The organism is Streptomyces sp. NBC_01190, assembly GCF_045039895.1.
GTDB lineage: Bacteria > Actinomycetota > Actinomycetes > Streptomycetales > Streptomycetaceae > Actinacidiphila.
The window spans coordinates 3,281,618-3,294,564 of the sequence record NZ_CP108580.1 but is presented as its reverse complement, the minus strand read 5'-3'; the positions used below and the strand labels follow the sequence as shown (position 1 = coordinate 3,294,564).

Sequence of the window (12,947 nt, the reverse complement as noted above, 5' to 3'; positions counted from 1 at the left end):
GCTGCCATGCCGTACAACGCACGGTTCCGCCGCCCGGCCCGAGGCCCGGCGGCGGAACCGTCCCTGCGACGAGCTACTGGTTCCAGACCTGGAACTCGGAGATCTGGCCGGCCGGCCAGCCGGTGTTGGCGGTGATGTTGAGCCGCAGATAGCGCTGGGTTGTGGCCGAGAAGGTGAGGGTGACGGTGTTGTTGGCCGACGGGTTGAAGGTGTAGGCCGCGGCGGACTTCACGGTGGTGAAGGTGCCCCCGTCCGTCGAGCCGAGCAGTGACAGCGTCTCGTCCCGGGCGCCCCAGCCGGCGGGCAGCTGGAGCACCACCCGGCTCACCGACTGCGCGGAGCCCAGATCCACCTGGACCCACTGCGGGAAGGCGTTGTTGCCGCTCTCCCAGTACGAACTCTGGTTGCCGTCGGTCACGTTGCCCGAGCCGTACACATCGGCGTGCGCGGACTCGCTGGTCGGCCGGCCCGCGGCGAGGTTGGTGCCGGCCGCGGCCGTACCGGTGCCGGTGAGCGCGACCGTGGTCGGGCTGTTGGACGCGTTGCCGGTGATCGTCAGCGACCCCGTCCTGGTACCGGAAGCGGTCGGCGTGAAGCGGACGCTGACCGTGCAGGCGGCCTTCGCGGCGATCGAGGTGCCGCAGGTGTTGGTCTGGCCGAAGTCACCGGAGGTGGCGATCGAGGTGACCGAGGCGGCGGCCGTTCCGGTGTTGGTCACCGTGACGGCCTGGGTCGCGCTGCTCGTGCCGACGCTCTGGCTGCCGAAGCTCAGCGTGGTCGGTCCCGCGGTCAGCGTCGCCGTACCGCCACCGCCGCCCGCCGCGGCGAAGCCCAGACTGTTGAGGTTCCAGCCGCCGTTGTCCTGGTTGAGCGTCAGCACCTGCTGTCCGGCCGGCAGCGTCACCTGGGCGGTCGCGGTGCCCCAGGTCTGCCAGTCGCCGGTCGCCGGGAGGTTGACCGCGCCGCTGAGGCTGGCGCCGGCCGCGTTGGACAGGTGCAGGGCGCCGGTGACCGCGCTGGGCGAGGCGACCCGCAGGCTGACGGTGTAGGTGCCCGCGGTGGCGACGTTGACGGTGTAGCGGAACCACTGACCGCCGGTGGTCCAGCCGAGGTTGTAGCCGCCGCCGGTGTCCGAGGTGGCCTCCAGGTCGACGCCGTCGGCGCGGTATCCGTTGGCGTTTCCGTTGACCGTCGAGACGTTGTAGCCGAGGCCCTGGCCGCCGATGTCGTAGTTCTCGGCCTGGACGACACCGGGGACGGCCGCGGCGGTGCCGCCGTACGGTCCCTCGACGGGACCGCCGCCGCCGGTCTGCCAACTGTTGCCGCTCGTGATGGCGGTGAAGCCGGCCGAGTTGTTGATGAACGGCTGCGCCCCGCCGGTGAGCCCGGTGACGGTGTTGCCGGTGATGGTCGCGGAGCCGGTCGGCGCGGGGTAGAACGGCGGGGCGATGACGATGCCGTTGCGCCACGGCGAGGTGACCGTGTTGTTCTGGAGCAGTGTGTTGGTGGAGGTGGAGAAACCCACCCCGTCGTACAGGGCGTTCAGCACCGTGTTGTTGGTGACCGTCACATGGTCGACCACACCGACGTTCTGGCCGTCGCCGCCGTTGCCCACCTGAAGGGCCGGCTGGCCCTGGTTGTAACCGTTGCCGCCGGAGCGGACGACGACGTTGCCGTTGACGGTGGCGGTGAGCAGATCGCTGCCGTTGACGCCGAACCGGCCGGCGCCGAGGCCGATGTAGCGGGCGGTGTCCGCGATGTAGTTGTTCTCGACGTCCTGGTTGCTGCCGCCGTAGATGCCGATGCCCTTGCCGCCCCAGGGCGCGATGACGGTGTTGTGGGTCATCGTGATGTGCGACATCGCGGTGTAGTACGTCTTGTTGCCGCTGGAGTCGGTGTTGTAGTTCACCGAGTTGATGGCCATGCCGTCGTCGCCGGTGCCGCGCACGAAGTTGTTGGTCGCGGTGATGTTGTTGCCGACGGAGTTGTTCAGCGACACGTTGTTGAGGTTGATGCCGTCGGCCCACACCGCGGTGACGCGGGCGTTCTCGACCGTGCCGCCGGTGCCGGAGGCCCAGTAGCCGGACTCGACGTGCTGGCTCCAGATCCCGTTGGCGACCCAGTTGGTCCCGGAGGTGTCCATCGCGCCGCCGCCGCCGTCGACCATCTCGCGGCTGGTGGAGTTGGAGTCGAGGTGGAAGTTCTGCACGGTGCACGAGGTGACCTCGAACAGCGCGGCGAGCGGGGTGTTGTTGGGCAGCGGGATGTCACGGTAGATCGTGCTGTACCACATGCCGGCGCCGGCGATGGTGATGCCCTGGGCCCGTATACCGGTCGTGCCCTTGAGGTAGAAGGTGCCGGCCGGGATCCACAGCACCTTGTTCTGCGACTGGGCCTGGTTGACGCAGTTCTGGATGGCGGTGGTGCTGTCGACCGCGCCGCTGTCGGCGGTTCCGTTGGTCGGGGCGTTGTCCGCCACCGCGCCGCAACTGGTGATGGAGATGGAGCCGGCGGGCTGGGTCAGCGCGGGCGGCGGATTCTCCACGTCGACGACGTCGATGTAGTAGAACGCGGCCGTGTTCGCGGCGTCCTTCTTCAGCGTGATCGTGCTGCCGGCCGCGATCGGCGAGCCGGTGACGAAGGTGTGCGCCTCGTCGAAGAACTCGCGGGGGTTGCCGTCGGCCGGGTTCTGGTCGCTGCCGTTGTAGTGGTTGCTGCCGCCCTCGTAGAACCAGCTCTGCCGCGAGTTGAGGTTCAGCGCCTGCCGGAACACCCCGTCGACGTAGAGGTCGAGGGTGGCGGTGGTGCCGCCGCCGGTCGCCGAATCCGGGATGCTCGCCCGGAGGTTGAGCGCGCTGATCGAGCCGCCGGTGGTGTTGGTCCACTGAACACCCTGGCCGGTGCCGGTGAGTTGCACATAGGCGTGCCCGGAGGCCTCCACCGCGGCGCTCGAGTACTGGGTGGTCGGCGCGGCGGTCAGCGACACGGCGGTGGCGCCGCCGCTGAGCGTGCCGGCTTCGGCCTCGTAGCTGGTGAACGGCACGGTGGCGCCGGCGCCACCGGTGGCGGCGGGCGCGGCCGTCGCCGACGACGCGGTTCGCGTCGCGCTCGCCGCCTTGACGGGCGCCGCCGTCGCGGTCGCCGCGATGACGGTCGGTACCAGGGCGGAAGCCGCCAGCATCGCCGTGACGACCAGCCCGGTCCAGGGACGTCGGGCGGCGTTCGGTAGGTGTCTCATGGGGTCCCTCCCAGGGACGAGCAGTACGCCGGGGGGAACGTAGTCGCATCGACAGCAGCGCGCAATGCTTTGATGCGGTCATGTAAATTCTTGACTTCCTGGTCGTCGCCGCCTCATGCGTCACGCCCGTTGGGGGAGTTGGGCGGCCGGCGGTCCGGCGCGGCGGGCCGCGGGGGCAGGGGCGGGCCGCCCCGCGACGGGGCGGCCGGCCCCCGACCTCCGGGGCCCACCGCCGTGTCCCGCGCGTCGCCACGACGGCTGTCCGAGGGCTTCGCCGAGCCCGGCCGAAAGGCATGGTCGGACGGCATATCCGATTGCCGGCTCACCCCGCGATCACGTTCATGTGATGGAATCGATAGGAAACGGAACTCCCGGCGCCGGTTAGAAAGTGGTCGTGCGTGGCACACTTCGACTTAGCGTGAGCACCAGGGGGGCAGCGACATGCAAGCGGAATCAGCGATCTTCGGAGTCGAGTTACGTCGGTTGCGAGTTGAGGCGGGATACTCCTTGGGGGAGTTCGCGACCTTGATCAACTATACCAAGGGTTACCTGAGCAAGGTCGAGCACGGAAAAAGAAACCCGAGCGGCGATCTCGCCCAGATCTGCGATACCGCCTTGCGGGCCGACGGCCGGCTCAGCACGCTGATATCTTCCGGCGACGCCGAGACCCCGGAAGTGACGGACTTCGGGCCCGACGCCCAGATGTCGTGGTCATGGCGCACGGATGTCGATGGGACCAGCGAGTTCATCGCTTTCGACCCCGCCACGTTCAGCGCCGGGCGGGGCCCCGTGACCGCCGTGAACTGGCTGATTACGCCGACTTTCCGGGACCATGTCGAAGTGGGGCTCGCGCTCCCGCATTTCCGCATGATGTTCCATCAGTTGCGGCGCTTGGGGCAACTGCTCGACCCCGCGGTGGTGGCCGGTCCCGCGGTCGCCGCGACGAGCGCGCTGCGCGGGATGGCCAGGACCGCCAGGCCGGCACACCGCGACGACGTGCTCCGGCTCGCCTCGCGTTTCGCCGAGTACACCGGCTGGATGGCCCAGGAGGCGGGGGACAACGCGGCGACGCTCTGGTGGACGGAGCAGGCCGTCCGGCTCGCGGCGGCCGGCGGGGACGACGAGCTGGCCGCGTACGCCCTGGTCCGCCAGGCGGAACTGGCGCTCTACGGCGGGGATTCGCTGAGCACCGTGGCCCTGGCCCGGCGGGCCGCCGAGCACGCCCGCAGCGAGCGGATCCAGGGGCTCGCCGCGCAACGCGAGGCACAGGGACACGCCCTGCTCGGCGACCGTGACGAGTGCCGTCGCGCGCTGGACCGGGGGGTCGCGCTGGCGGCCGGGAGCGCGCCGCCGGACGCCGAGGACCCGGTGCTCGGCAGCGTTCACCTGCCCGACCTCTCCGCGTTCGTGGCGGGCTGGTGCATGGACGAACTCGGTTCCCCGGGCGAAGCGGTGACCCTCTTCGGCGGCGGTCTCGACGCCATCGATCCGCAGGCGCAACGGGCTCGTGCCCGCTACGGGGCCCGGCTGGCCCTGGCGTTGGCGCATGACGGGGAGATCGAGCAGGCGTGCGCGGTCGCCGAATCCGTGGCGTCCACGGTGGCCCTCATCGACTCCGCGACCATTCGCTCCGACCTGTTGCGGCTGAGCCGCGTGCTCAATCGATGGCCGAAGAATTCCTCGGTCAGCCGCACCGTCCCGCTCATCGCGGCAAGCCTGCGTACCGGTCGCGTACGGCCGGAAAAATCCCACTGACGGTATTCGCCGACTCACCCTTTGTGTGCGCCGGATCGCGCACACCCGCCTGTACACCGGTGCGCCGCGGCGGTTTCCCGTTTCCCGGCGAAGCGGCCTCGGGCAACAGTTGACCCCTCTTCCGGCCGCTGTAATCGTCGAGTTGACGATGTGCGGTCGGACCACCGCCGCGCGCCCTCTCATTCTTTCGCGTTCCGCGACTTCCGCGCGCCTCCGAAGAAGGGCAGACACCATGACCGGAGCATTCATCAACTACCGAACCGGCGACGGAGAAAAAGAAGCGGCCTTGCTCGACGAGGTGCTGCGGCAGGAATTCGGTAACAAGAGGGTCTTCCGGGACCAGCGGGCGCTGGAGCCGGGCGAGGACTTTCCGGCGAAGCTGTGGCAGCGGCTGCGGGAAAGCAACGTCGTCCTGGTACTCGTGGGGCCGAACTGGCTCACCGCGCGCAATGAGGCGGGCGAGCTCAAATTGCTCGTCAAGGGGGACTACGTGCACGACGAGATCGCCGCCGCCCTCCAGCAGTCGCCCACCCGGGTCATCACGATCCTGCTCAACGGCACGCCGCACCTCGTGGCCGCCCAACTTCCGCCCGAGATCAAGAAGCTGGCGGACCGGCAGGTCATGTACCTGCGGACGCCGCTGGCCCATCTCGACCTTCCGCTCGTCGTCAAGGAGGTGCGCAAGTACCTGCCGCCCGCCGGCGGGAAGCGGGCCAAGGACCGCGGACCGGGCCGGGGACCGAACGGCGGCACCTCGCTCACGGGGATCAAGGGGAGCGCGGTCGTGATCGGCAATGGCAACGCAACCAACGGCAAGAATTGACGGGGAGCACGTCGTGAGCAGTGTCGATGACGAAGCCGGTGTGCCGCGCGAGCCGTCCGGCGAGGAGCCGGCCCCGGCGCGGCCGGGTCCCGGCGAGGCAACGGACCGGCCCGAGCAGCGCACGGGCGTGGCCGACGAGGTCGCGGCACCGGAGGCGCGCGCCTCGGGTACGGCGGATCCCGGGCCGACCGCCACTGCCGCCGCCGAGCGGCCGGACGATCCGCTGACCGACTCCGGCTCGGTCGCCGCCGCCGAGCGGCCGGAGCCCGAGGCGACCGATCCCGGCGAGTTCTACTCCTCCTTGCAGGAGGGCCGGGTGATCAAGCTGCGACGGACCAACGACAGCGCGATCGTCGTCGGCACCGGCAGCGCCTACAACATCGGCCAGGCGTTCATCGGCGCGGAGCGAGACGTCGATGTCCAGGCGGTGCCGTGCGAACCGCAGCTCGTCGCACGGATCGTGACGCCGCATCAGCTTGTCGACGGGGAAGGGGAGATGGAGTCGGGACTGCGCGAGGAGCATCTCGTCGTCCTGTGCGGGCAGCCGGGCAGCGGCCGCCAGTCCACCGCGATGACGCTGCTCGAGAAGGTCTGCGCCAAGGAGCGCATGGGCATCGTGCACAGCGACGCGTCGAGCATCGCGCAGGCCCTCACCGGTCGGGCGGACAGCGTGCTGACCGCCGGCCACGGTTATCTGGTGGACCTGGGCGACCAGCCGCTGAACCTCTCGACGGTCGAGACGCTCGGCCACCAGGCCAAGGCACGCCGGGCCCACCTCGTGCTGATGGCCCAGCGCGACACGGTGGATCCGGAGCAGCTCAGGCCCTACGCCTTCACCCATGTGCGGCCCGACGTGCGGGCCGTCTTCACCAGGCACCTCTCGATCGCGATGGCCGGCCGCCACCCCGGCACCTGCGGGGAGGAGGGCTGCTCGGCCGAGCAGAGCCGCGCCTTCATCGCCCGGATGCCGGACGACCCGCAGGTACGTCATGTCCTGGAGCGTGCTCCCTCGATGCGCGCGGTGGTGGACTTCGCGCTGCTGCTCGCCGCACACGCCCACTCCGGGCAGGCGGGGCTCGATGAGGCGGTCAACCGCTGGCGGGACCGGCTGCGCCTGCTGGCCAAGGAGATCCTCCAGGTGACGACCGCCGAGGGGGCGGCGCTCAGCACGCTGGAACCGCACGGGCAGGCGTTCCGCATCACCTACGCGCTGTTCCAGGGACACCCGCTCTCCGACGTCTTCATGGCGGGCGAACTGCTCAGCGCCTCCGTACTGCCGAGGTTCGAGCAGCGGGAATCGCTGCCGAACAACCACCTGTTCGACCGGGTGCTCGACCAGTTGATCCCGCAGAAGATGCTGACCACCACGACGGCCGTCGCCCGCAGCGGCTTCAGGGACAATCCGCGCCGTGCCTGGCTGGTCGACGAGGAACTCATGCCCGCGGTCATCGAGGTGGTGTGGCACGAGTACGATAGCCTCCGCGAGCCGCTGCGGCTGTGGCTGACCCGGCTGGCCGGCGACAACCTGGTCCGGGTCCGGGTCCGGGCGGCGCAGATCGCCGGCATCCTGCTCGGCCACGACTTCGACAGTGTCTACCGGGACCTGGTCGGGCTCTGGGCGCGGGGCAACGCGGTGTACCGGCAGGGAGCCGCGCTGGCGATGGAGATGGCGGCCGGGGACGAGCAGCTCGCGCCGCGGATCCGCCAGCAGGTCCGTGACTGGTCCACCAGCTCCGACTGGCGGTTGCAGGACGCCGCGGCCCGTACGTACGGAACGCTGGTCGGCGGACAGGACGCGGACGACGCGATCTGGTCGCTGCGCGAGCTGGGCAGGCGCCCCGAGCTGGCCCGGCTGAGCTCGGTCGCCTACTCGATGGCGCTGCTCTTCCTCGGCGGGGCCGCCAAGCCGGTCGCCGACGCCCTGGGCGAGTGGATCGACGTCCGCAACGACCACCTGCCGCGGCACGCGGTCCGCACCATGCTGGCGCTCGGCCGGTTCAGCGCCGCGCCCGATCTCCAGGACCGCCCGGTGCTCGCGCACCTGGCGATGCAGGACTCCATGAGCGCCCGCGTCCTGCTGCGCTCGTGGCGGCTGGCCCTGGCCGGGCAGGACGACGCCGAACGCGCGTGGGACCTGCTGGAGCGCTGGCTGGTGTCGGGGGACGAGGACCCGGACTTCGCCGGCTTCCTCAGGTCGCTCGTGCCCGGAGTCTGTGTCGGCCCGCTGCGCGGCCGGGCGCTGTTCCACCTCGGGGTGTGGTGCCGGCGCCACCCGGACGGGCGGCTGCTCGCCGAGATCCGCCGCCGTCTCGAAGGCGGTCAGGGCCCGACGTCCTGACCGGCGCGGCCGTTCCGCCGCTGTCCCGCCCTCGCTCCGCGCGTTCCCCGGCGCGCACCCGTCCACCTCTCCGTCCATCTGGCCGGACATCGCGCCCGTACATCCCGTTGGCACATCCCGTCCGGACGCTTCCGCACACTCCAGCACGTCCTCCGCACGACGAAAGGAATACCGGCATGCCAAGGCCCAAGGGACTGTTCGCCACCCTGCGCGACTGGTGGCGGTCCAAGTCGCCGCGAACCGGGGTCAACCCGGTCACCCAGTCGACCGACACGACCGGCACCCAGTCCATCGAGACCTCCGGCGTCTCCGCGGACGCGACGGCGCGGGACGAGGTCGCCCCGGGTCGGCGCGACGGGGTGAACCCGCCGAGCGGCGCCGCACTGTGGCTGGACGCCGCGCACGACATGTTCTCCTTCGAGGTCGCCCCGCACTTCCGCTGGACGAGCAGCGCCATGTCGCTTGAACTGCTGCGCCAGCGCGCGCTGATCCACCAGGACGCGGCCGTGGTCGAACTGACCCGCCGTGCCTGGCCGCTCATCCGCACCTGCGACCCGTCCGACCCGATGCTGGCGGAGAAGACCGTCAACGACGCCCTCCGCGCCGGCTGGTGGTACGACGACCAGGAGGGCGGCATCCACTGCGAGCCTTCGGTGCGGGTGCGCATCGACCCGGCGCTGCGGGCGCACGTCAAGCCGTACCACTTGTCCGAGCTGAGCATGGACCGCGAGCGCCGGCTGAGTCTCCAGCGGGCGGACAACGTGAAGGAGCTCGGCGAGAAGTGGATCGAGGTCGTCAGGGAGCTGGAGCGGTTGGGCGAGCTGACGCCGATCGAGCGCCGGCTCATGCTGCCCATGGTGTCCATGCTGGTCGACGCGGACTTCGCCAAGGTGATGCAGAAGCTGGAGACCGCCCGGCGCAGCGGCACCGTCGTGCTGGCCCAGGTGCTCGACCAGGCGGTCAAGAACCACGAGCAGGTCGGCCTCTTCGAGTACGCCAACGCCTATGACAAGGCACTGAGGGCCTTCTGCCAGCAGATGGGGCTCACCCCCTTCTCCTGGGTGGACCAGGCCGTCAACGACGATCACGGGGAGCTGACCCAGTGAAACGGAAGCGCCGCGGGCGGCCGGGCACGAGCCGGTCCGCCATGGCCGCGCTGGTGGGCGCGAGTGTCCTCCTGGCCGGGGTGGTCACGGCCTGCGGCACCCCGGACCCGGGTCCGGCGGCGTCGTGCTCCTGGATGGCGCGGACGGCGGACCCAGTAAGAACAGCGAAAACAGCGGACCCGTCGAAAGCGGCCAGCCCGGCGAAAACGGCGGCGGACAGCGGCAGTTCGGTCGTCCTGGTCGATGATTCGACATCGGTCCAGGGCTCGGCCGGCGGGCAGCAGGGCAGGGACTACGCGGCCGCGGCCAAGGACGCCATCGCGGAGCTGGTCGGCAGGCGCGACACCTTCTCCGTGGGCGCGTTCAGCGGCGATGCGGGCCGGATCACCTGGATCGCCCGCGACCAGAGCGCCGACTGGAAACTGGACAACCCCGATCCGGACAACCGGACGGAGCGTCAGAAGGAGGCCGCGGACTGTCTGGCGAAGGACATCTCCGACGCCGAGCGCGGCAACCCCACCGGCGGCGGTACCGACGTACTGGCCGCCATGACGTCCGGCGTGGGCGCGCTCGCGGCCGACAGCGGCGCCACGAACCGGCACCTGGTCGTGCTGACGGACGGCCTGTCCACCACCGGCTGCGCGGATCTGCGCTCGGCCGGCTTCCGGACCGACGAGGAGATCACCGCCATCGCCGGTGTGTGCGCCGCGCGCCGGGAGATTCCGGCCCTGCACGCGGTGAAGACGGAGATCATCGGGCTCGCGCAGTCGGCGAGCGACCAGAAGAAGCCCTCTGCCCTGCAGCGCGATTGGCTGGCGGATCTGTGGACCGCCCTGTGCGCCAAGGGCGGTGGAGCGTGCGCGGTTCCGCCGGTGACCGTCGACACGACGCGTCGGACCCGGACGGTGGCGGGCGCCGCGCGCGATCCGCTGGTCGGCTACGGCGACGGCCGGGTCCGCACCTACTCGTTGCCGGGCGCGGCGCTGTTCGCCACCGACTCCTGGGCGGTCAGGGACAGCGCCAGGGCTGTCCTCACCACCATCGCGGTCAGCGCCCGCACGGTGGACGGCAGCCGGGTCGTGGTCGACGGTTACGTCGACCCGCGCGGCGGCCCGGGCAACAACCACCAACTGTCACAGGCCCGCGCGGACGCCGTCGGGGGTGTGCTGAGAGAACTGGGCGCGACCCATGTGACCACCCGCGGCCTCGGTGTGGCACCGGGGTGCCCGGCAGCCACGGGTCGGGCCGCACCCGACCCGGACCAGGCCGACCCGGACCAGGCACTCCAGTGCGACCGCCGGGTCGACATCAACATCATCGGCCAGTGAAAGGACGCGGTCAGCCATGAGTGGTCAGACCACCAACGGGGCGGGGCCCGCTCAAGCCGCCAACGGGGCGGGACCCGCCTCCAGGTACCAGTCGGCGCTCGACCACCCGGTCGGAGCCGGCACGTTCGTCGACCGGAACTCGCTGACGAGCCCGCCGGAGGTCAACCGGGAGCCCGACCAGACGGACAGCCGGGAGCAGGCCGTCCTGATGCGGGCCTTCACCCAGGCCAACGCCACCCTGGCCGCGGCTCAGGAGCGGCTCGGCGCCGACGGCGTGGCGGTGGTGAACGCCTACCAGAAGGCGCACGCCGCCGTCGCCGCCGTCGAACGGTTCACCATCGGGGAGACGTCACAGCACGCGCAGGGAAAGGTGGCGGTCGTCCGCACCCGGCACGCCCAGGACGGCCCGGAGAGCCGGCAGCGCCGGACGAGGGAGTGGCGTCTGCTCGCCTTCGTCACCGGCGTCGGCAGCGGGGCGTTCGACACGGTCTTCGTCGGCACCATCATCCGGCGGTTCTTCGGCATCGCCCCGGACACGGTGAGCTACTGGCTCTCCTACGTCCCGGGAATGGGCATGGCGATCAGCCTCTACGGCGCCGCCGGCCTGCTCGCCGAATCGGTCTTCCGGTGGCGGAACCGGGCCGACCGGACACTGGAACGCACCCGCCGCGGCCTGCGCACCGCCGTCGGCGACCTCTTCCGCCCGCGTACACCCCGTACCGAGCACCGTGCCGCCGATGACCTGCCCTGGCCGAACGCCGCGGGTCCCGTCGCCCTCGTCCTCGCGCTGTTCTCGGTGATCGGGGCCTGGGCGGCGATGCGCGCCCGCTACGGAGCACAGGAATTCCGGGAACTCGCCGCGTACCAGCCGATGATCGTGATCTTCATCGTCGTGCTCAGCGTGGCGACCGTGGTGGCCAAGGTGCTCGCGCACAATCCGTTCGCGGACCGTGCCCGGGAGGCGGGCCAGGCGGTGGCCGCCGCGGACCGGGAGTTCACCCGGCTGCTGGCCCGGGCCAGGCGCCGCCTGGTGGCGCACACCAAGGTGTGGCTGCGGCTGGACGCCGCCGTCCGCCAGGCCGAGACCACGGCGCACGCGGTGCTTGAGGACGCCTACGCCCGGATCGTGGAAGAGCGGGCCGACAGCGGCCGGGCGGGACACATCACCCTGCCGCTGGCCCGGCCGGTCTGGCCGTGGCCCGCCGCGCAGAACCGCCCGGACGAACCCGGTCTTCATCTCGAACTTCTCGTACGCGGCCGGGAATTGCTCGAAACCTTCGCGCCGGAGCCGCTGCACGCCTCGCTGCGCGCCACCGCGGCGAGTTCGAATGCCCAATTCAGGCTGCCCGGTCCCGGGGAAGCGTCATCGTGACCGCGTTGACACGCCTTCGCGAGGAGGACCTGAAATATCTGGAACTCCTGCAGACGGTGATCGCCCGGCACGGCAACAACTCATTTCTGGTCAAGAGTTGGGCGGTGACGCTGAACGCCGCATTCATCGTCGTCACCGATCGGCGCCAGTCGTGGCGAGGGGTGATGATCTCCCTGTCATTGGCGGCCGGATTCTGGCTGCTCGACAGTTATTATCTGCGGCAGGAGCGGCTCTTCCGGACCCTGTACGACAGGTTTGTCGTGCAGGGTCCGGCCGGCCCGCCGCTGTTCACCATGGACGCGGCGCGGTACGGCGACAGGGTCGGCTGGCGGAGCGTGGCGCTGTCCCGGACGATGCTCTGCACCTACGGCCTGCTGGTCGCGGTCGACATGGTCGTCGTGCTGCTGGCCTGACCCGGCGGTTCCGGCACTGGTCAGGGGCGGGGCGACGGGGTCCACGGGAGCAGCACGCCGTCCCCGTGGGTCCGGGGGACCAGATGGATGTGCAGATGCCGGACCGTCTGGGTGGCGGCCGGACCGCGTGATGTGATCACGTTGCAGTCGCCCCCTTCCGCGGCGAGTTCGGCCGCTCGCCGCATCGTGATCGCCGACACCGCCGGATCCGTGGCGACATCGGCGACATGCGCCTTCGGCAGGACCAGCACGTGGCCGGCGGTGACGCCGCCGTCCCTGGGCAGGATCGCCAGCGCGTCCGGCCATTCGCGAAGAACGGCGGCGGGCGCGTCACCCCGCACAATGCTGCAGAACGGGCAGTCGGGCGGTGCGCTGCGGGATCCGTAAGGGGATTCGTCATCCGGCACCTCATGGTGCTTTGTTGAAATTCCCATCACTCCCCCGCCTCAGGCCCCGCCATTCCCACCACGCGCATTTCCGCGGGGTCCACCTTCGGTGGCGGGCGAACTCTCTTTATATACCATAGAATTCGCCACCGTTCATCAGTGCCGACCATGCCTGACCTGCCCGCCGG

Annotated in this window: 9 protein-coding genes; 7 read left to right on the top strand and 2 right to left on the bottom strand. The window is 70.7% G+C overall.

Translation table 11 applies throughout. The features are described from left to right. Window positions 1-73: 73 nt before the first annotated feature. Complete coding sequence (locus OG519_RS13700; RefSeq protein WP_405583017.1) at window positions 74-3,238, bottom strand: discoidin domain-containing protein; 3,165 nt, start codon at window positions 3,236-3,238, stop codon at window positions 74-76. A gap of 441 nt (window positions 3,239-3,679) precedes the next feature. On the opposite strand from OG519_RS13700, the gene OG519_RS13695 reads away from it, so the two are divergent. From OG519_RS13695 to OG519_RS13665, 7 genes are all read left to right on the top strand, one after another. Next, complete coding sequence (locus tag OG519_RS13695) at window positions 3,680-4,993, top strand: helix-turn-helix domain-containing protein (protein WP_405583016.1); 1,314 nt, start codon at window positions 3,680-3,682, stop codon at window positions 4,991-4,993. A 232-nt stretch (window positions 4,994-5,225) separates the two neighbouring features. Beyond that, window positions 5,226-5,816, top strand: a complete 591-nt coding sequence (locus OG519_RS13690) for a toll/interleukin-1 receptor domain-containing protein (RefSeq protein WP_405583014.1) — start codon at window positions 5,226-5,228, stop codon at window positions 5,814-5,816. A gap of 13 nt (window positions 5,817-5,829) precedes the next feature. Next, window positions 5,830-8,154, top strand: coding sequence for a hypothetical protein (locus tag OG519_RS13685; protein WP_405583012.1), 2,325 nt, complete (start codon window positions 5,830-5,832; stop codon window positions 8,152-8,154). Window positions 8,155-8,330: 176 nt separating this feature from the next. Next, a complete protein-coding gene (locus tag OG519_RS13680; RefSeq protein ID WP_405583010.1) occupies window positions 8,331-9,260 on the top strand; it encodes a hypothetical protein in 930 nt (309 codons plus the stop codon). After that, on the top strand, window positions 9,257-10,588 hold the full coding sequence (locus OG519_RS13675) for an OmpA family protein (RefSeq protein ID WP_405583008.1): 1,332 nt from the start codon (window positions 9,257-9,259) through the stop codon (window positions 10,586-10,588). Before OG519_RS13680 ends, OG519_RS13675 begins: the two co-directional genes overlap by 4 nt. A 16-nt stretch (window positions 10,589-10,604) precedes the next feature. Further along, entirely contained in the window at window positions 10,605-11,960 is a 1,356-nt protein-coding gene (locus tag OG519_RS13670; RefSeq protein WP_405583006.1) for a hypothetical protein, read from the top strand. Then, entirely contained in the window at window positions 11,957-12,373 is a 417-nt protein-coding gene (locus tag OG519_RS13665) for a hypothetical protein (protein ID WP_405583004.1), read from the top strand. The genes OG519_RS13670 and OG519_RS13665 overlap by 4 nt, the downstream gene beginning before the upstream one ends. Before the next feature lie 20 nt (window positions 12,374-12,393). Here OG519_RS13665 and OG519_RS13660 read toward each other — a convergent pair whose 3' ends face one another. After that, window positions 12,394-12,807, bottom strand: a complete 414-nt coding sequence (locus tag OG519_RS13660; RefSeq protein WP_405583002.1) for an HIT family protein — start codon at window positions 12,805-12,807, stop codon at window positions 12,394-12,396. Window positions 12,808-12,947 lie beyond the last annotated feature (140 nt).

Bases quoted from the DNA above. Each gene is read 5' to 3' on its own strand.
- OG519_RS13680 (WP_405583010.1), top strand. From the start codon at position 8,331: ATGCCAAGGCCCAAGGGACTGTTCGCCACCCTGCGCGACTGGTGGCGG.
- OG519_RS13695 (WP_405583016.1), top strand. From the start codon at position 3,680: ATGCAAGCGGAATCAGCGATCTTCGGAGTCGAGTTACGTCGGTTGCGA.
- OG519_RS13690 (WP_405583014.1), top strand. From the start codon at position 5,226: ATGACCGGAGCATTCATCAACTACCGAACCGGCGACGGAGAAAAAGAA.
- OG519_RS13660 (WP_405583002.1), bottom strand. From the start codon at position 12,807: ATGGGAATTTCAACAAAGCACCATGAGGTGCCGGATGACGAATCCCCT.
- OG519_RS13670 (WP_405583006.1), top strand. From the start codon at position 10,605: ATGAGTGGTCAGACCACCAACGGGGCGGGGCCCGCTCAAGCCGCCAAC.
- OG519_RS13700 (WP_405583017.1), bottom strand. From the start codon at position 3,238: ATGAGACACCTACCGAACGCCGCCCGACGTCCCTGGACCGGGCTGGTC.